Origin of the sequence: Actinomadura sp. 3N508 (assembly GCF_044326375.1) — a bacterium.
Lineage (GTDB): Bacteria > Actinomycetota > Actinomycetes > Streptosporangiales > Streptosporangiaceae > Spirillospora.
On record NZ_JBIRAX010000004.1, the window covers coordinates 555,527 to 575,169 of the forward strand.

The window sequence follows — 19,643 nt, forward strand, 5'->3', positions numbered from 1 at the left end:
TAACCTTCGGGACATGGGATTCCGCCGTGACTGGCTTGAGCCCGCAATACACGCCCCGTACGTTCCGACGCTCGGCCCGATGCCCCCTGAGACCGTCGGCGCCGACCTCTTCGACGCCGTTCTCGATGTTGCGCACACCGGCCGGTTTCTCCCCTTCGACAAGGACCGCCGGTGGACGGCCACGAAGGACGAACGGGTCCTCCTCAGCGATGTCGTTCACACGGCCGCGGAGACGATCGTCCCCGCGCTGACCACGCGCGGCGACGGCCTGGTGAAGGTCTACTACTACAGCGCCTCGGAGCCCGACCTCCCCGCGCTGATGCACTTGGGCGAGCGGTTGGCGAAGTCCCACCGCGCCGGGGTCGGCAGCAGGGTGATCTGGTTCTCCGACCGTCCGGACGGGGCACGCGGCAGGGTAATGGTCAAGCGCTTCTCCCCCGACGACGAGCGACCGGCACGGAGCGTCCAGCCCCTGACGGAGTGCCCGGTCGCCGACACTTTCGGCGCGTTCGCCGACGAAATCGGGCCGGAAGGATTCCAGTTCCTCTACCAGCGAATGAAGGCCGGGCACCAGGACGGACCCACCCTCGTCAGGGTCGCCGACGATCGGATCATCGGGGCGGTCGGCCCGCTCACGACCGTCGCGGGACCGGATGGCCACGTGATCCAGCAGCCGGCCTACTTCGCCGTCCACCCGGCGTACCGGGGCCGTGGCCACGGCCGGAGCCTCTGGCGGGCTTCGATGGCCTGGGGACGCACCCGTGGCTCCGAGGTCAAGGTGCTCCAGGCGTCGCGGGGCAGCGCCGCCGAAGGACTCTACGTCTCCGAGGGGCTGGAGACACACGGCTACGTCTGCCAGGCGTAGCGCTCGAACAGCCGCTGGCATTGCCGTAGCAGGGACGGCCGATGGCTGCCTTCGATCTGGCCCTTCTACGCAGCTGAGAGCAGTGCCGCGGATATCACGGCGGTGCGCAGGGCCGCGCGGGTCAGCAGGAGGACGGGGCCGTCCGGGTCCTTGCTGTCCCGCACCGCCACCACACCGGACACCCCGGCCAACTCGACGCAGTCGCCGCCGTTGGAGGCGCTGTGGCTGCTCTTGCGCCATTTGAGATTGTTAAAAAGCATGAACCCAGTGTCGGACGCGCGGCTGAGGCTGTCGTTGGGCGCCCGCGCTTGGCGGGGGTTGCTCTTGAGGTAGGTGGACGGGCGCAGGCGTCCGGCCCGTGTGGGGCGGGGTCGTCCGTGCCGGGCCGGGCAGGACGACCGCCGCGACTTAACGAATGGGGTGTCGCCGGGGCGGTTGTTGCTGGACGGTCAGTGCGTGTCGGCAGCGGACTGGACGGCCGTCCGTAGGGCCGCGCGGGTCAGCAGGAGGACGGGGCCGTCCGGGTCCTTGCTGTCCCGCACCGCCACCACACCGGCCGCGTCCGCCACTTCGACGCAATTGCCGCCGTTGGGACCGCTGTAGCTGCTCCTGCGCCACTTGGCGTCTGTCAGCTCCATCTCTCCTCGATGACCTTTCGGATCAGTTCACGCGACATCTCCTGCGTGAGCGCCTGAGAACGGAGCTCGACCATGGTTCTCGCCAGGTTGGACAGATCCGTCGGGTTGTCTGTGGTGATACCTCGTATTGCTGTCTCGATGTACGCGATCTCGCTCCGATCCTCCATCGTCGCAACCACGAACGCGCCGAGGACGCCCTCGTGCTCACCTCTTGACAACACTACTTGAACCGTGACGTTGGGCAACAAACTGAGCTCCAGGAGGTGCTCGAGTTGTTCCCGCATCGTCTCTGGCGTCCCGACGAGGTTGTAGAGCACATGCTCGTCGAGCACAAACAGGACCATCGGTGAGGCCGATTCGTCCTTCGTGAGGACGGCCTGGCGACTGATACGCGCGTCGGCGGCTTCCTGCTTGCCGCGCAGCATCGCCAACGCATAGGCGGGCGTTTGGGCTAGCCCGGGGACTACCGAGTTTTCCCAGCTCACCAGCATCACCGCATCCGATTCGATCTGGGGCCAGTCGAACCAGATCGGGACCGGGTGACCGTCCTTGTTCAGGTCCTCCCACAAGCTGATGAGGGAGCCGCCCGCCTCCAGGTAGTCGTCCACTGCGATCACGAAGGAGCGAGTGGCGCGCTTCTTGCCGTTCTCGATGCGGCTGACCTGGGGGCCGCTCACCTTCGTGATGTGGGCGATGGTCTCTTGCTTGACTCCCTTGGCCTCACGCATCCGGCGCATCTGGCGTCCGAACGCGACGAGGGCGGGCGACTCACGGGGACGTTGTCGTCGCGGGGGCATGGCTCTCTGCCTTTCGCTGGCATCTGTCGGGCTGGGGGGCTCGGCTACCGCTGTCTGCCACCTAACGGAGGTAGGCACATCGTAAACCGAAAGTAGCTCATTGTGTGTTCTAAGCCACAGACGGTGAGGAGTGATCATGGGTGAGGCGGTGCAGAGCGAGATGGTGGTCAAGCGGGATCTGCGGGCGGTGGCGGAGGTGCGGACGTTCGTGCGGCTGGTGGTCGGCGGGTGGGAGGTGGACGACTTCGTCCCGTGCCTGATCGCCAGTGAGCTGGTCACCAACGCGCTGCGGTACGCGACCAAGAGCGACGACGAGGTGATCTTCCGGATCGGGCGCACCGACCGGGGCGTGGTGTGGGTGGAGGTTCAGGACTCGGTCTGTGTCATGCCGCGCATCGTGAGCGCGGACGTGAACGGCGAGTCGGGGCGGGGGCTGTTCGTCGTGGAGCAGTACACCCGGTGCTGGGGTGCCCGGCCGCTGGCCGGGGACGCGGGCAAGGTCGTCTTCGCCGTCCTCGACTCGTGAAGATCACGCGGAGGGGCGGTCGGAGGGGGCCGTCCCTCCGCGGCCTACCGTGCGGTCAGGTAGCGGGGCGGGCGCGGGAGGGTGGGTTGCAGGCGGGCCGTGACCTGCTTGCGGATGGCGGGGACGGCGCTCTCGGGGGCGACGGTCGCGACGCACGTGCCGATCGTCCGGCCGCCGAGGGCTCCGGCGTCCAGGGCCGCGTCCAGGGTCACGTCGTGGAACGGGTCGCCGGGGCGGTGGGCCGCGGTGAGGAGCGGGCCGAGGTCGGACGGGCGGGTCCCGGGAGGGGCGGCGGCTCGTTGCGCGGGGGCGGTGGCCCGGCTGCGGGACCCGATCTCGATCAGCAGGACGCACAGGCCCGTTCCGTCCAGGCCGCGACCGGGCGCCGGGGCCGGGCCACCGGCGCGGCCGTGGAGGTCTTGGAGGGCCAGGGTCGTGGCGGCGACGGTCTCGGCGCCTGTGAGCAGGCCCATTTCCGCGGGCAGTTCGCGGTTCACCAGGATGTGGGTGCCTGGGGAGGCGTGCGCGTCCAAGGCCGTCATGCAGTCGCGGGCCCAGTCTTTCGCGGTGGGCGGCGTGACGACGCCCTGGGCGTAGTGGTTCATGGAGTAAAGGGACGTGGTGCCGTCGGAGGAGTGACCGGCGGCCACCGCGGCGCCCCATGGGAGCGGCACCTCCCAGCCGTCCAGGAGTGGTAGCGCTCCGCAGGCGTGGCGGATCGTCGCCGGTGGTTTGCCGTAGGCCCCTTCGAACAGGCGCGCCATCCATCGGAGCTCGTCCTCGATCACGCGAGTTTCTCCAGCCGGTCGGCGGCCTCGGCGGCGCCGCCCGCCGCGGCGAAGGACTCCCGGACGCGTTCGGCGGCGGCACGGTGCGGGCCGTCCGCGAGGACGGTGGCGAGCGCCGTGCGGAGCTCGTCCGGGCGGACGCGGCCGAACCGGACGCAGACGCCCGCGCCGGCGGCCTCCACCTGGCGGGCGACGACCGAGTTGTCGTGCAGGATCGGGGCCACCACCAGCGGAAGGCCCTGGGACAGGGACTCGGAGACGGTGTTGTGGCCGCCGTGGCAGACGACGGCGGAGACCCGTTCGAGCAGCTTGAGCTGCGGGACGTGCGCGCGGACGAGCACGTTCGGCGGCGGGTCGGCGACGGTCTCCGGCGGCGCCACGAAGATCGCCTGGATGTCCAGCTCGCGGACGGCGTCGGCGGCGGCCCCGAGGAACCGCCGCCCGGACGAGCCGACCAGCGTGCCGAGGGTGACGAGGGCGGCGGGGCGGCCGTCCAGCCAGTCCCAGGGGAAGGGGCCGGTCGCGGGACGGCCGAGGGCGGGGCCGACGAACGCGAACCGGTCGGGGAAGAAGGAGATGTCCCCGACCAGGGCGCCGGTCGAGAAGATCAGGACCAGGTGGTCGGAGAAGCGCAGGTCCAGCAGGTCGTCGATGCCGTGGTCGAGCTGGAAGGCGGCCATCTGGTCGCGGATCCACTGCTCGACCTTCGGCATGCCGGCGAGCGGGCGGGCGAACTCGGAGGACGTCGTCGCCGAAGTCGCCCAGGGGATCTCCCGGTGCCGGGCCGCGACCGGGGCGGCGAGGACGAGCTGGTCAGCGACCACGACGTCCGGGTGGAAACGGTCGATCGCCTTCTCGACGCCCGGCATCATGGCATGGCCGAGCGGGACGGTGAACTCCTCCCAGAGGAAGCGGAGGGCGGCCAGGCCGCGCAGCCCCGACCAGTCGTTCCGGATGTCGGGCAGGCGGCGCCCGAAGTCGCCTTCGGTGGCGTTGAAGATGCGGGAGCCGGAGCGCAGCAGCGGTTCGATGGACGGGCGGTGGCCCGTCCAGGCGACCTGATGGCCGCGGCGGGCCAGCTCGGCCCCGACCGCGACGGTGGGGTTGATGTGCCCGGCCAGCGGCGGGACCGCGAACAGGAAGCGCCGTGGCGATGTCCGCGCGCGCCGGATGCCCGGGTCGTCGAGCAGGGACGGGACGGTGCGGCGGCGGGCACTCATCGGACGGCTCCGGCGGCGGGCGCCCGCGTGCCGGCGTGGTGGGCGAGCCAGGGCAACAGGACCTCCAGGATCTCGGACGTTCCGGCTGGGAGCAGGGAGTGTGCGTAACCGTCCAGGGTGTGCAGCGCGCAGCCGGGTACGTGGCGGGCGAGGAGCGGGCCCGCGTCGGCCACGTCCGAATGCTGGCCGTAGAACGCCAGGACGGGGCAGCGCAGGGTCGCGAGGGCCGCGGGACTGACGGGTTCCAGCGCGGCGAGGTCGTCCACGAGCGTCGTGCCGTTGAGGAGCGCGTCCGCGTGCGCCACCAGCCGTGCCAGGCGGCGTTCGACGGAGGCGAGCTGGTCGGCGGTCCGCTCGTACTCGAACAGGAGCGCCGACCTCGCCAGCGAGTTGTGGAAGTTCCGGGTCCAGTGGGGCCCGTCGGCGGGCCCGTGCGCGTCGATGAGAACGAGCCCGGCCACGCGGCCGGGGTGCGCGAGGGCGGCGTTCAGCGCGACGACTCCGCCGAAGCTGTTGGCGACGAGATGGACGCGATCGTGGCCCAGCGCGTCGAGGACGGCGAAGAGGTCCGCGACCGCGTCGGCCACGCCGTAGCCGGTGGGCGGGCGCTCGGTGCGGCCGTGGCCGCGCAGGTCGTACAGGACGCACCGGGCGCCCGCCTCGGCCACCGGTGGCGCCAGCGAGCAGTAGAAGGTGGACAGGTTGTCGACGGCGAGGCCGTGGACGAACACCACGACGGGCGGGCCCGTCCCGGATTCCTGGACGTGGAACCGGAGACCGCGCGCGGTCACCTCAGGCATGCGCCTGCTCCTGGGCGGCGATGTGGTCCACGAGGTCCCCGATGGTCAGGTTGATGAGCTGGTCGAGGTCCAGGCCCGCGATGAACCCGGGGAAGTCGACGCGGTCGCCGTAGTGCGTGCGGAGCCGGTCGACCAGCACGACGAACTCGATGCTCTCCAGGCCGAGGTCGTCGCCGAACGTGGTCTCGGGGCCGACCTCCACGTCGAGGAGGAAGTCCTCCCCCACCACGTCGATCAGCATCCGGACGACCTCTGACCTGATGTCGTCGCTCATGTGCGGGCCTCCTCCATGTCCGCTCCGCCGGCCGCGACCGTCCAGGCCACGACGTGTCCTTCGATTTCGCGTGTTTCCACGGTCGTGACCGTGCCGTCCGCGGCGATGAGCAGCCGCTCGGCGTCGGCGACGGTCACGACCAGGTCCGATCCGGTGCCGTTCATCGAACGCAGCACCGCCTCCTTGGCCGCGCGGACGCGTGCGTCGTTCTCGTTCCTGGCGAGGCCGATGCCGGTCGGTTCCCGGCCCGGTCTGACCAGGGCCACGCCCAGTTCGGTGGTGGTGGCGATGGAGATGGCGAGCGGCTCGTCGAACGGTCCCGTGACCGTGGGCCCGTCGTGGACGGTGAGTTCCGCGGGGAAGAGGGGGCCGTGGCCGTTGCGCCAGAGGTGGTCGCGGACGGCGTCCTTCGCGGCGATGCGTCCGAGCAGCCAGGGCCCCTGAATGGACGGCGGGAGCGCCTCGTACTGGGCGCGTTCGGGGGCGCACAGGTAATAGCGCATGAGGAGATCGCGCGACGCCGTCCCGTCCCAGCGTTTCCGGGCCAGGCACCAGCCGCTCGGTTGCGGTTCCCCCGTCCCGGAGACTTCGGCGGTGAACCGCATCCGCCAGATGGCTTCGTCGGTGTAGAAGCGGTGGCCCGTCCAGCCGCCGATGCGGGCCCATGGCGTTCCGTCCTCGCGGACCAGTTCGGCCGAGCAGCGCATGGTCGTGTCGGTCAGGGACTGGTTCCAGATGGTCGTCGCCAGGTATTCGCCTTCGGGCGGCTGCGGCCCGTACAGGAAGACCTGCTCGATCCCTATCGGGTACACCATCTGGTTGGTGTCGCCGTACACCTGGATCCAGTGGCCGCATAGCTGGCCCGCACTGTCCAGAAGCGCGCCCGGCGTGGGCAAGGACGTCAGGACGGCGCGCACACCGTCCTCCGCGACGGCCGTGATCTCGGTGATGCCGCGGAAGAGCGGGCCGTGGAACATCCAGCGTTCCTCGTACAGCCGGTCCGCGGTGACTATGGGCGGGCCTTCGATGGTCAGTGGTGTGGTGTCCGGCGCGGGTGGCGCCGGGTAGCGGTCGGCTAGCAGGACCGTCCCGTGTGCGTGGTTCTCGACGACGACCTTCACCCTGCGGAGGCGGTCGCGCTCTTCGACGAGGTGCGCGCGGATCTCGGTGGTGGTCGGCGGGGCGGCCACGATCCAGCGGACGGCGCGGACGTCCTCGAATCCGATGACCACCATGCCGGGCAGGAGTTCCCGGGCCGTGTCGGCCAGGACTTCGAGCAGCGTCGCCAGCGGGACGATCGGAAATCTGTCCGACATGTCGGGCCAGTCCCGGGGCTGCGGGATCACGCAGTGGTCGCTCAGATACGGCATCGCGCCGAGGGAGAAGACACGGGAAACGGCGAGCTCGTCCTGGGGCGGTGCGTTCTCGATCGGCGGGCCGGGCGCCGGTCTGGCGCCGAGGGCCTCGACGACGGTCCGCGCCCCGGCCGACGCGTCGTTGAGCAGCGCCTCCAGCTCGGCGAGGATGGGGTCGTCGGACGGAAGCGACGGCATCTCGGACGTGGCGCCGGACGCGGGGCGCATGGGCTGGACGGCGCCGTCCAGCCTGATCAGCGGCGTGCCGAGGTCGAGCTGGATGCCGGTGCCGGGCCGGGGCGTCGCCGGGGGCGCGCCGTAGCCTTCGGCCCACAGCGCGGCGGCGACGCGGCGGAGCTGGGCCATGCCGTCCCGTTTCGGGGTGTTGACGGCCATCGCGAGGTGCTCGCGGTCCCCGAGCGCGTCGGCGACGAACCCCGTGAGGCTCCCCGGCCCGACCTGGAGGAACACCCGCACGCGGGCCGTGGCGTGGAGTTCCTCGATCAGGTCGCCGAACCTGACGGGTTCGAGCAGGTGCCGGACGACGAGGTCGCGGACATCGGCGGGCGACCTGGGGAACGGCGCGACCGTCGTCGCCGACCACAGCGGAACGCTGGACTCGCGTATCCGCACGGCCTCGAACGACCGCTGCATCAGCTCCTCGTACACGCCGGCCAGCGGCGTGTGGAAGCCCGACCGGAACGGCAGTTCCTGCCCGGGGACCCCTTCGGCCGCCAGCCTCCTTAGGATCTCCCGGACCGCGCCCGGCGGCCCGCAGATCACCGACTGGTGCGGGCAGTTGTCGTGGCTGACGAAAACACCCGGGTGCCCGGCGGCGGCGTCCCGGGCGCGGGCGGCGCCGCAGCCGAGCGCCCCGTACACGGCGTCGGGGACGTCCAGGTCCTCGCCGTCGAGGGTGCGGAGGAACGCCTCGGCCGCGTCGGCGTCGTACCGGCCGGTGGCGATCATCGCCGTCCACTCGCCGAGGCTGTGGCCCGCCGTGACGTCCGGTTCGATGCCGAGTTCGGCGAGCGCGGCGGCCAGCAACCGGCCCACGCCCATGACGTCGGCGGCATGGGCGAACAGGTCGGAGCGGCCGGTGAGCGCGGGCTTCGGGAGCCCGAAGTGGTCGGCGACGTCGTCGACGCGGGGTTCGAAGGCGGGCTCGAACCCGGGGAACAGGAAGGCCAGCCGCCCGCCTTCGGCGAGCAGCGGGCGCGGGGAGAACCACACGTCGCTGCGGCCCCGCCACGGCGTCCCGCGCTGGACGACCGCCCGCGCCAGGTCGAGCCTGCGGGGCGTGGGGGCGACGATTGCGAGGCGGCACGGAAGGTCGGGGGTCTCCACCTCCTCCAGCGCCCGCGCCAAGAGCTTCTCGTCGGGCTCGGCCAGAGCGGTGGCCAGTTCTTCGGGTGTGCCGGCGGCCAGTTTGAGGACGCGTTCGTCCGACTGCGGCGTGTCGAGCCTCCGGCGCCGCCGTGCCCGCCGGACCGCGCTCGACGGGGGCTCCTCCAGGATCACGTGCGCGTTCGCGCCGCCGAACCCGAACGCGTTGACCACGGCGCGCCGGGGCCCGTCGTGGCGTTCCCAGTCGGCGGGCTCCCGGATGAGATGGAGCCTGGTGTTCTCAAGGGCGGGGTGCGGGTCGTCCACGTGCAGCGTCGGCGGCAGGACGGCGTCGCGCAGGGCGCACGCGGCCTTGATCAGCCCGGCGATCCCGGCGGCGGGCATCGCGTGCCCGATCATCGACTTGACGGTGCCGAGCCCGATCGGCGGGCCGCCGGATCCGAAGACGCGGCGGAGCGTCGCCAGCTCCGCCTCGTCGCCCGCCGGGGTCGCCGTGCCGTGCGCCTCGACCAGCCCGACCGCGCCGGGTTCCGCCGGGTCGAGGCCCGCGTCCCGCCAGGCGCGCTCGACCGCGAGGACCTGGCCGTCCGCGAGCGGGCTCATGATGTCCGGCGCGCGGCCGTCGCTGGACGACCCGGCGCCGAGGATGACCGCGTGGATCCGGTCGCCGTCCCGTTCGGCGTCCGACAGCCGCTTGAGCAGGACGATCCCGGTGCCCTCCGCGAGGAGCAGCCCGTCGGCGGCGCGGTCGAACGGCCGGATCGTCCCGCTCCTGCTCAGCGCCCGCGCCTGGTTGAAAACGCTCCAGACGGTGGCGTGGTGGGCGTGGTGCACGGCCCCGGCGAGCATCGCGTCCGCCTGCCCGCCGCGCAGCGCCCGCACCGCGTGCTCGACCGCCAGCAGCGAGGACGCGCACGCCGCGTCCAGCGTGTAGGCCGGGCCGCACAGGTCGAAATGCCCGGCGATGCGGGACGCGGCGAAGCTCGGCACGAGCCCGGACGGCCCGAAGGCGCCGGGGCCGTCCGGAGCGGGCGGGCCCAGGCGCTCGCAGAACGCGCGGCGGATCTCGTCCAGCCGCTGTTCCCCGAGTTCCGGCACAAGCTCGGCGAGGATCCCGGCGACCTGATGGGACGTGCGGACCCGCTGGTCCAAACGCGCGGCGCCCGGCGCGAGGTAGCCGCCGCGCCCGATGACCACGCCGATCCGCGACCGGCCGGGGAGCCGGCCGGCGCCGCCCGCGTCCTCGATCGCGTCGCCCGCCGCGCGCAGCGCGAGCAGCTGGTCGGGCTCCATCCCCGGCACGGCCGCCGCCGGGATCCCGAACCGGGACGGGTCGAAGGTGGCCAGCTCGTCGACGAAGCCGCCCCGCTTGCAGTAGAAGCGGTCGCTCTCCGGTGCGCCGGCGTAGGCGCCCGGGTCGTAGTAGAGCGCGGGGTCCCAGCGTCCGGGCGGCACGTCGGTGATCGCGTCGACCCCGGCCAGGACGTTGCGCCACAGCTCGGCCGCCGATCCCGCGCCAGGGAACACGGCCCCGGCGCCGACGATCGCGATCGGCTCCCGGGCGGGGCTCACCGGACGGCCCCGGTGAACACGACCTGCGTCTCGTCGCCGTGCGCGATCTCGCGCAGCAGGGCCGCCGTGCCCGCGTCCGGCTCGATCAGGCCGGTGCCGCGCCGCGCGTACTCGCGCGCCAGGTCCGGCGACACCATGCCGCCGCCCGCCCACGGGCCCCAGTCGGCGACGAGCACCCGGCCGTGCAGGCGCGTCCGCCAGACGTTCGCGAGCGTGTCGCATGCGTCGTTCGCGGCGGCGTAGTCGGCCTGGCCGCGGTTGCCGTGGACGCCCGCGATGCTGCCGAAGACGACGAAGAACCCGATGTCGGGCTGGACGGCCTGGACGAGGGCGGACGCGCCGTCCACCTTCGTCCGGTACACCCTGGCGAACGACTCAGGGGTCTTGTCGCGGACTAGGCGGTCCTCGATGATCCCGGCACCGTGGACGACGCCGTCGAGGCGGCCGTGCCACGTGTAGACGCTGTCGACCACGTCCTGGACGGCGTCGGGGTCGCGCACGTCGCCCGCGTGGTAGCGGACGGACGCCGCGTGCTCCCGCAGCGCGTCCAGGTTCCGGCGGATCTCCCGTTCGGCGAGGATCGTGCGGATCGCCGCCTCGATCTCCGCCGGTCGCAGCCCGCCGCGCGCGACGAGCGCGCGGCGCAGCCCGGCTTCATCGGGGATGTCCGGGCCGTCCGGGGACGCGGGCTCGGCGTCCGGCTCGGGCGTGCGGCCCATGATCTCGATGTGGCAGCCGCTCGTCCGGGCCAGTTCCAGCGCCACCCGGGCGGTGATCCCCCGCGCGCCGCCGGTGAGGAGCACGACGCCGTCCGGGCCGACGGGGGGCTTCGGGTCGCCGTCCAGCTCCGCCGGGACGACGGCCAGGCCGCGCCGCAGGCCGCCCTCGTGGCCGACGACGATCGGCCCATCGGCGTTCAGCAGCTCGGCGAGGATGCGCTGCGCTATCGCTCTCGGGGTGTCCCTGGTGTCGACGTCGAGCGCGCGGACGAGGACCTCGGGGTGTTCCTCCGCGACCGTCCGGGCCAGGCCGCGCAGCCCCGCGCCCGGTGCCGGGTCTCCGATGCCGCCGTCGAACCGGCGGCCGAACGTCCCGCCGGCCCCGCCCGCGAGGACGAGCCAGCGCAGCCCGCCCGCCAGCGCGTGCCGGATGCCGTCGTACGCCGCGGGCAGCACGCCCCTCGCGCCCGGCCGCAGCGCCGCCAGATGGATCAGCCCGTCGCAGGTGTCGTCGACCTCGCGCGGGGTCCGCACCTGCGCGCCCTGCCGGTCGAGCAGGTCGGCGAGTTCCAGCGCGATGCCGCAGCCGTCGTCCACGATCTGGAAGCGGCGGCCGGTGAACGCCGTCCCCGACTCGGGCGGGACGGGCAGCGCGTCCAGCTCCACGACCCGCAGGACGTGCCGCACTATCCGGCTGCCAGGCGGGGTGCCGTCGGCGCGCCGGCTCGGCGTCCCGTCGCCGATCTGTGGCCAGACCTGCCGGTCGGTGGACGCCGGAGTGAGCGCACCCGTGGCGAACGCGCCCGTTTCCTCGCGGAGCGGCGCCCCGTCTTGCACCGGCACGGCCACAGGAGCCTCCTCGGCCGGACCGGCCTGGGACGGGACGACGGGCTGCGGCGCGGGCCCGGCGAGATGAGCGCGGACGGAGGCGACGAGATCGCCGATGGTGGCGATGTCCGCGAGCCGCTCGGGGGCGGCGAGGCCGAGCCGGTCGGCGAGGTCGCCGAGGATGACCGTGCGCTTGATGGAGTCGATGGAGAGGTCGGCCTCCAGGTTCAGGGACGCCTCCAGCATCGGTTCGGGGTAGCCGGTCCGGGCGCTGATCACCGCGAGGACGGTGGCATGGACGTCGCGCGGCGCCTCGTCCGAGCCCGGGTCCGGGTCCGGGTCCGCATCCGGGACGGTCTCCCCAGGAAGGACTGGACGAGGCGCAGGCACGGGGACGGCAGGCGCCGCTGGCGCAGGCGGCTCGGGGGCGTCCTGCGGGCCCGTCCCTCCGAGGTGGCGGAGGATCACCTCGCGCTGCGCGGCGATCATCTCGCGCCCGGCGCGCAGGTATTCCAGGACGGCGTCCTCCGACCCGCGCCCGCCGGGGCCCGGGACGCGTTCCGGCGGGCGGAGCGCGCCCGCCGGGTAGCCGCCGTCGGCGGTCCGGACGAGGTGCCCGTTGACGACCCAGCCGGGCATGGTGGGAGCGGCGGTGAGCGGGCGGGCGTCGCGTCCGGCGAACAGGGGCAGCGGGTCGACGGGGACTCCGGCGGCGGCGAGCTCGGCGAGGGCGTGCAGCAGGTGGACCAGGCCGTTCTCGCCGGGCGCGTCGCAGCTCACGGCGGTGTGCGGGCGGTCGCCGAGGATGTCGCCGACGAGTCCGGTGAGGACGCGTCCGGGCCCCGCCTCCACGAACGTGCGGGCGCCCGCGTCGTACATGGCCTCGATCTGCTCCACGAAGCGGACGGGCGCGGCGACCTGCCCGGCGAGGGTGGCGGCGAGCTCCGCGGGGTCGGCGTCGTAGGGGGCGGCGGTGGTGTTGGACCAGACGGGGAAGGCGGGCGAGCGCAGGTCGCGGTGGGCGAGGTCGGCGCGCAGCCCGGCGGACGCGGCGGCGACGAGCGGGCTGTGGAACGCGCACGCCACCGGGATGCGCCGGGCGGCGAGGCCCGCGGCGGACAGCACGGGCATGGCGCGTTCCAGCCCGGCGGACGTCCCGGAGATCACGACCTGGCGGGGCGCGTTGTGGTTGGCGATCACGATCCCGGACAGGCCCGAAAGCACCTCGCGGACATCGCGGAGCGACCCGGTGACGGCGGCCATCGCGCCCGGGTCGTCCCCGGCGGCGGCCAGGATCGCGTCGGCGCGCGCGGCGCTCAGCTCGATCATGTCGGCGTCGTCGACGACCCCGGCCGCGCACAGCGCGACGAGCTCGCCGTAGCTGTGCCCGGCGGCGAGGTCGGGGTGGACGCCGAGCGCGGTGAGGAGCCGGTGCACGGCCAGCCCGGCGATGCCGAGCGCGGGCTGCGCGACCCGGGTGTCGGTGATCCCCGCCTGGTGGCGGCGGGTGTCGGCGCGGCCGAACGCGGCGGGCGGGAACATCGCCGGGGCGTAGCGGCCACCGGCCAGGCGGAGCAGGCGCTGGAGGCGCGGGAACGCGACGAACAGGTCGGCGAGCATGTTCGGCCGCTGGCTGCCCTGCCCGGGGAACAGGAACGCGACCTGTCCCGGGTCGCCGCTGGGCAGGAGGACACCGGGCGCCGGGCGGAACTCCGCGGCGAGGTCGAGCTTGCGGCGCAGGTCATCGAGGCCGGTGGCGACGAACGCGACCTGGACGGGCCCGTCGAGCGCGGCGGCCGTCCGGGCGAGGTCGCGGAGCCGCGGCTCGCCCCGGCCCCGGAGCAGGGCGGAGAGGCGGTCGATCCCGGCGCGGGCGGCGTCCCGGCCGTCCGCCCGGATCAGGAACAGCTCGGCGGGCCACTCGGCCAGCCCCGACACCGGTTCCGGTGCCCCGTCGTATCCCGACAGGACGGCGTGGAAGTTCGTCCCGCCGAACCCGAACCCGCTCACCCCCGCGAACCGGTCGCCGGGACGGGCCGCCCAGGGACGCGCGGCACCGCTGAACGCGAACGGCCCGTCGGGCGTCCATTCGGCGTTGGGGCGGACGAGGTGCAGCGTCCCGGGCAGCACGCCCGTGTGCAGCGCGTACGCGGTCTTGATGAGACCGGCGAGCCCGGCCGCGCACTTGGTGTGCCCGATCTGCGACTTCACCGACCCGAGCGCGACGCTGCCCGGCGCGGCACCGGCGAACGCCGCCCGCAGGGTCGCGAGTTCGGTGCGGTCGCCGACCTCGGTGCCGGTGCCGTGCGCTTCGACGAGCCCGACCGACGCGGGCGCGACCCCGGCGCGCTCGTAGGCGCGGTCGAGCGCCCGGCGCTGCCCTTCGGCGCGGGGCGCGGTGAGGCCGAGGGAGCGCCCGTCGCTGGACCCGGCGACCGACTTCACGACGGCGTAGATCCGGTCGCCGTCGCGTTCGGCGTCCGCGAGGCGCTTCAGCACGACGCACGCGACGCCCTCGCCGAGCGCGATGCCGTCCGCGGACGCGTCGAACGCGGCGCAGCGCCCCGACGGCGACAGCGCGCCGACCGACGCGAACAGCAGGTAGTCCTCGATGCCGTTGCTGAGGTCGGCGCCGCCGCACAGCACCATGTCGCTGGTGCCCGCGAGGAGGTCCTTGCAGGCGGCGTCGAGCGCGGCGAGCGACGCGGCGCACGCGGCGTCGACGGTGAAGCTGGCGCCGCCGAGATCGAGGCGGTTGGCGATCCGCCCGGCGATGACGTTGGTGAGGACGCCGGGGAAGGAGTCCTCGGTGGGGCGCGGGAGCTGCTCGTCCAGCCCGGCCGGGACCTCGCCGAAGTAGGACGGCAGCGCGGCGCGCATCCGGTAGGCCGTGTGGAGGTCGTTGCCGCCGTCCGCGCCGAAGTACACCGAGGTGCGGGCGCGGTCGAAGGGCCGGTCGGCGTATCCGGCGTCCTTCAGCGCGCGGGACGCCACCTCCAGCGACAGGAGCTGGACCGGTTCGATGCTGCCGAGCGCGTTGGGCGGGATGCCGTAGGCGAGCGCGTCGAACGGGACGTCCGGCAGGAACCCGCCCCACTTGGACGGCGTCTTCCCCTCCCCGGACGGGTCGTAGTGGATCTCCGGATCCCAGCGGGTGACCTCGGTGATCGAGTCGGTTCCGGCGACGATGTTCGCCCAGTAGGCGTCGGTGTCGCGGGCGCCGGGGAACACGCAGCCGATCCCGATGATCGCGACGTCGGCGGGCCGCGCGGTGCCCTCCGCCGGACGCGCCGCCGCGATGCCCAGCTCCTCGGCACGCGCGGCCAGGAACGCGGACGCACCCGTCGTGACCTGCTCGTGCAGCGCGGCGACGCTGGTCGTGGCCGACCGGAGCGCCGCCACCTGGCCGAGCATGTACATGCCCTCGGCGTGCTGCACCGCGGGCTCCACGGGCACGGAGCGGCGCAGGCCCTTGCTGGCGAGGCGCAGCCGCCCGAGGTTCAGCTTCTCCAGTCGGCGCCACACCTCCTGCCGCGGCGTCCCGGCCTGCTCCAGCTCGCGGCGGGTCTCGGCGAACACCTCGACGTAGGGCGTGCGGGCGCAGCGGGTGGCGTGGCCGGGGGACGTCTCCAGCAGCGCCGTCCCGCCGCAGCCGAGCGCCGTGTCCTGGAAGCCCGGCAGGATCGCGCCCGCCGCCACCGCCTCGGACGTGAACAGGTACGCGGTCCCCATCAGCACGCGGACGTCGGCGCCGCGCTCGGCCAGCGGCCCGGCCAGCGCCGCGACCATGGCCGCGGACCGCTCGTCATGGATACCGCCCGCGAACATCACCGACAGCTCGGACGGGTCGCCGCCGAACGCCGTCAGCCGCTCGACCTGCGCCTCCCAGAGCGGGAAGCTCGCCCGCGGCCCGACGTGCCCGCCGCACTCGCGTCCCTCGAAGACGAACTTCCGGGCGCCCTCGCCGAGGAACCTGTCCAGCAGATCCGGCGACGGGACGTGCAGATAAGTGCTGATCCCGGCGGCCTCCAGCAGCTCGGCCTGCGCCGGAACGCCGCCCGCGATCAGCGCGTAGGGCGGCCCGGCAGCGCACACCGCCGCGAGCTGCGCCTCCCGGACCTCCGGCGGCGCGAACCCGAGGATCCCGACGCCCCAGGGGCGGCCGCCGAGCCGGTCGGCGGTCTCGCGGAGCAGCGCCTCGACGCGGACGCCGTCCATCAGGGCGAGGGCGAGGAAGGGGAGACCGCCGTCCTGCGCGACCGCGCCCGCGAACGCCGAACCGTCGCTGACCTGCGTCATCGGCCCCTGCACCACGGCGGGTTCCGGCCGTGGTGCCAGCGGTTCGGCGCGGACGGCGGCGCGCAGATGCGCCGCGATCTCGTCCCGGACGGCCTGCACCACGCCCCCGGCGGTCTTGTACCTCCCGGCGAGCACCGCCGCCAGCGGGCCGTCCTGCCCCACGGGCAGCAGCCGCGACCGCAGCCCCGTCGCGCCGAGCCGCGCGCCGGCCTCCGCCGGGCCGAGCCCGGCCAGATCGATCTCCGGCAGGTCGGGCCGCGTGTACACGCGATGCCCGTGCACGACCGCGGTCTCGCCGCCGTCCATCGCCGCCAGCGCGGACGCGACATCGGCGGGCAGGTCCATCTCCCGGACCAGCGCGAGCTGCACGTCCAGCACGACCCCTGCCGCGCCGCCCGCCACCGCCGCCGCGGCCGTGTGCGTCCCGATCCCGCCCGCCGCGTACACGGGGACGTCCACGGACGGGTCGGCCATCAGCCGCTGCAGCAGCACGAACGTGGTCAGCTCACCGACGCGCCCGCCCGCCTCCGAGCCCCGCGCGATGAGCCCGACGTCCCCGGCGAACTCGCGCGCGACGGGGATGACGGCGGCGGCCTCCTCGGCGTCCACGACCTCGACCAGCAGGCGGCGGCCCCGCGCGAACCCGGCGACGTCGAGCGAGTCGTCGGACCGCAGCGCGTCGTCGGACCGCAGCGCGGGCGCGTCGACGAGGACGGTCCCCACCGCCTCCGGGAGCTCGGCGGGCCTGACCCGGCACCCGGCCGGGACGCGGACGCCGAACGGGCCCGCCCACCAGCGGCGCACGTCCGCGAGCGCGGCGAGCCCCGGCGCGCGGTCGGCCCCGAGATCGAGCACCCCGACCCCGCCCGCCCGCGCGACCGCCACGGCGAGATGGGGTGCCGGACGCCCGAACGGCGTGACCCCGATGATCTCGGCCCGGAGCCCCTCGCCCCTGTCCGCCGCCATGCACTGCCCCCCCGACATCCCGCTGCGGCTCGCAATAACGCTGCGCCACACTACGGAAAGCGAGCACCTGATTACTCGGACGACACACCACAGCGCGCGGCGATGGCGCACGGCAAAGAACTCCGGACCTTCCCTTGACCTCCCGGAGACGAACGGCGCGCGGCGCTTCTCTCCCCGGATGAACAAAGGGCATAATGGCGATCACATTCCGTAGCGAGCGGCAGGCGAGCCAGGTGGGTGCTATGGCGACGCTCAATCCGGCGAAGGGGCGGTTCAGGTTGCCGCCGCGGCGGCGGGAGGCGTCCGGCGGGCCGGAGTCCGTGCGGGCCGCGCTCGCGCCGCTGCTGGCGGCGCACCGGGCCGCGTATCCGAACGCCGACGAGGCGGAGCTGCTGCGCGGCTACGAGGTCGCGGAGCGGCTGCACCGCGGGCAGCTCCGCAAGTCCGGCGCCCCGTACATCACGCATCCGCTGGCCGTCGCGCTGATCCTCGCCGGGATGGGCCTCGACACGACGACGCTCGTCGCCGCGCTACTGCACGACACCGTCGAGGACACCCCGTACACGCTCGGGGAGCTGCGCGCCGAGTTCGGCGAGGAGGTCGCCGTCCTGGTCGACGGCGTCACCAAGCTCGACGGCGAGCGGTGGGGCGACCGCGCCGAGGCGGAGACCTTCCGGAAGATCGTGCTGGCCGCGGCGGCCGACCTGCGCGTCCTGGTGATCAAGCTGGCCGACCGGCTGCACAACCTGCGCACGCTGGGGTTCCAGCCGCCGCACAAGCGGGCCCGCATCGCCAAGGCGTCCCACGAGCTGCTGGTCCCGTTCGCCGAGCGGCTCGGCATCCACGTCCTCAAGCGGGAGATGGACGACCTGGCGTTCGCGGCCCGGCTCCCGGAGCAGCACGCCGCGACGCGGGAGGCGGTCCGGCAGGCGCTGCGGGACGCCGACCGGGAGTTCGCGCCCGCGATGGCGCTGATCCGCGCGGCGCTGGGCGAGCACGAGGTGGCGGCACGCGTCCAGGTCAGGCCGTCGCACCTGTACGCGGTGCACCAGTCGTTCGGTAGCGACCTCGCCGGGCTGCGGCCCTGCGAGGCGGCGCGGCTCCTGCTGATGGTCGACGGCTCCGAACGCGACTGCTACATCGCCCTAGGCGCCGTGCATGCCGCGCTGCACCCGGTCGCGGGCCAGGTCCGCGACTTCATCGCGATGCCGAAGGACAACATGTACCGGTCGCTGCACACCCGGGTGATCAGCCCGGACGGCGACCCCTTCGAGGTGATCATCCGGACGGAGGAGATGCATCCGGTCGCCGAGCACGGCATCGTCGCGCACATCCGCGACGCGGGCGACGACGCGTCCACCGCCGTAGCCGGGCGCCGCGACCTGGTGTGGCTGAGCCGGCTGCTCGCCTGGCAGTCGGACGCGCCGTCCGCCGAGTTCCTCGACCGGCTGCGCACCGACCTCGCGGCGGGCAACGTCGCCGCGTTCACCACCGAGGGCGACATCGTGGCGCTGCCCGCCGGGGCGACCGCGCTCGACTTCGCGTACGCGCTGAACGCCCGTACCGGCGACCGCTGCATCGGCGCCGTCGTGAACGGGCGGCTGGCGCCGATGTCGGTGCAGGTCCGCAGCGGCAACGTCGTGGAGATCCTCACCGATCCCGCCGGGTGCCCGTCCGAGGACTGGCTGGACATCGCCGTGACCGTCACCGCCCGCGTCCACATCCAGCAGCGCCTGACGCTGCGGCGCGCGGAGGAGTCCGCCGACGCGGGACGGCGCCGCCTCGTCCGGGCACTGGCCCGCCGGGACGTCGACCTGCTCGCCGCCGAGGCGCACGGCGACTCGCTGTCGGTGGCCCGCGAACTCGGCTACTCCGAGATCAACGAGATGTACGCGGCCCTGGACGCCGGGACGCTCGCGCTGGACGACCTGCTGGCCAGGTTCGTCCGCCCCTGAGCGCCCTTCCCGGGGTCACCGCCGGCGCCGGCGCTTGGCCGGACCGGGTCCGTCCTGCGGGAACGCCCGCGATCCCGCCACCACGGCGGACAGCAGCACCACCACGGCGGCCCCGCCGACGAGGTTGATCCCCGCCGTCGCGAGCGCCGCGTCGAACGGCCCCTTCAGCGTCAGCGGCAGGATCGTCAGCAGCACGACCGCGATCGCGCCGATCCACGCGAACGCCCGCACGGGACGCACCGACGACGCCACCAGCAGGTGCATCAGCGCCGTCGCCTGGATCGTTCCCGCCATCACGCACAGCGCGTAGCTGGTCGCGGCGGCCGTCGGGGCGGCGTGCCCGCCCGCGTACACCGGGACCTCCACCCCGAACATCGTGCGCAGGCCGATCACCGCGGCGAACGCGAGCAGGCCTCCGCTCAGCGCGGCGGCGATCCCCGTCCACCACAGTGGCCGCAGCGACGGCCCCGACGCCGCGGCGATCTCCTCGTGCAGCGCGACGAAGTCCTCGTACCGTCGCGCCGGAGCCGCCGGCGGGCGCCGCCGCGCCGTGGCGGGGCACCGGAACGACCGCTCCCAGGGCCGTGGCGCAGGGCGGCCGGCGCGCCTGCCGTGCAGGCCACCGGAGTACCGCCCGAATGACGAATCGGGCATGTCCCCTCCCCCGTGCGAAACGTAGAGGTGGTACCCGGCA

At 73.9% G+C, this 19,643-nt stretch carries 13 protein-coding genes; 3 read left to right on the top strand and 10 right to left on the bottom strand.

The genetic code is table 11. The features are described from left to right. Positions 1-79 precede the first annotated feature (79 nt). Positions 80-865, top strand: a complete 786-nt coding sequence (locus ACH34S_RS18065; RefSeq protein WP_395953810.1) for a GNAT family N-acetyltransferase — start codon at positions 80-82, stop codon at positions 863-865. 65 nt (positions 866-930) lie between these two features. On the opposite strand, the gene ACH34S_RS18070 is transcribed toward ACH34S_RS18065, so the two are convergent. The 3 genes from ACH34S_RS18070 to ACH34S_RS18080 form a co-directional block, all read right to left on the bottom strand. Beyond that, positions 931-1,125 carry a DUF397 domain-containing protein gene (locus ACH34S_RS18070; protein ID WP_395953811.1) on the bottom strand — a complete coding sequence of 65 codons (195 nt, stop codon included), beginning with the start codon at positions 1,123-1,125 and terminating at the stop codon, positions 931-933. Positions 1,126-1,314: 189 nt separating this feature from the next. Beyond that, on the bottom strand, positions 1,315-1,503 hold the full coding sequence (locus ACH34S_RS18075; protein WP_395953812.1) for a DUF397 domain-containing protein: 189 nt from the start codon (positions 1,501-1,503) through the stop codon (positions 1,315-1,317). After that, positions 1,494-2,438: a helix-turn-helix domain-containing protein gene (locus ACH34S_RS18080; protein WP_395953813.1), complete on the bottom strand. Its 945-nt coding sequence runs from the start codon at positions 2,436-2,438 to the stop codon at positions 1,494-1,496. Before ACH34S_RS18080 ends, ACH34S_RS18075 begins: the two co-directional genes overlap by 10 nt. Here ACH34S_RS18080 and ACH34S_RS18085 point away from each other — a divergent pair. Then, entirely contained in the window at positions 2,437-2,826 is a 390-nt protein-coding gene (locus ACH34S_RS18085; protein WP_395953814.1) for an ATP-binding protein, read from the top strand. The genes ACH34S_RS18080 and ACH34S_RS18085 overlap by 2 nt on opposite strands. A gap of 44 nt (positions 2,827-2,870) precedes the next feature. Here ACH34S_RS18085 and ACH34S_RS18090 read toward each other — a convergent pair whose 3' ends face one another. The 6 genes from ACH34S_RS18090 to ACH34S_RS18115 are packed head-to-tail and all read right to left on the bottom strand — an operon-like array spanning position 2,871 to position 16,994. Next, positions 2,871-3,614, bottom strand: a complete 744-nt coding sequence (locus ACH34S_RS18090) for a hypothetical protein (protein ID WP_395953815.1) — start codon at positions 3,612-3,614, stop codon at positions 2,871-2,873. Then, positions 3,611-4,834, bottom strand: a complete 1,224-nt coding sequence (locus ACH34S_RS18095) for a glycosyltransferase (protein WP_395953816.1) — start codon at positions 4,832-4,834, stop codon at positions 3,611-3,613. Before ACH34S_RS18095 ends, ACH34S_RS18090 begins: the two co-directional genes overlap by 4 nt. Next, complete coding sequence (locus tag ACH34S_RS18100) at positions 4,831-5,634, bottom strand: alpha/beta fold hydrolase (protein ID WP_395953817.1); 804 nt, start codon at positions 5,632-5,634, stop codon at positions 4,831-4,833. Before ACH34S_RS18100 ends, ACH34S_RS18095 begins: the two co-directional genes overlap by 4 nt. Further along, positions 5,627-5,908 (bottom strand): acyl carrier protein, encoded by a 282-nt coding sequence (locus ACH34S_RS18105; RefSeq protein ID WP_395953818.1) that lies wholly within the window; start codon positions 5,906-5,908, stop codon positions 5,627-5,629. Before ACH34S_RS18105 ends, ACH34S_RS18100 begins: the two co-directional genes overlap by 8 nt. After that, positions 5,905-10,182 carry a beta-ketoacyl synthase N-terminal-like domain-containing protein gene (locus tag ACH34S_RS18110; RefSeq protein WP_395953819.1) on the bottom strand — a complete coding sequence of 1,426 codons (4,278 nt, stop codon included), beginning with the start codon at positions 10,180-10,182 and terminating at the stop codon, positions 5,905-5,907. Before ACH34S_RS18110 ends, ACH34S_RS18105 begins: the two co-directional genes overlap by 4 nt. Continuing rightward, a complete protein-coding gene (locus ACH34S_RS18115; protein WP_395953820.1) occupies positions 10,179-16,994 on the bottom strand; it encodes an SDR family NAD(P)-dependent oxidoreductase in 6,816 nt (2,271 codons plus the stop codon). Before ACH34S_RS18115 ends, ACH34S_RS18110 begins: the two co-directional genes overlap by 4 nt. Before the next feature lie 242 nt (positions 16,995-17,236). Here ACH34S_RS18115 and ACH34S_RS18120 point away from each other — a divergent pair, with 242 nt between their 5' ends. After that, positions 17,237-18,949, top strand: a complete 1,713-nt coding sequence (locus tag ACH34S_RS18120; RefSeq protein WP_395953821.1) for a RelA/SpoT family protein — start codon at positions 17,237-17,239, stop codon at positions 18,947-18,949. A gap of 15 nt (positions 18,950-18,964) precedes the next feature. On the opposite strand, the gene ACH34S_RS18125 is transcribed toward ACH34S_RS18120, so the two are convergent. Further along, on the bottom strand, positions 18,965-19,603 hold the full coding sequence (locus ACH34S_RS18125) for a hypothetical protein (RefSeq protein ID WP_395953822.1): 639 nt from the start codon (positions 19,601-19,603) through the stop codon (positions 18,965-18,967). Positions 19,604-19,643 lie beyond the last annotated feature (40 nt).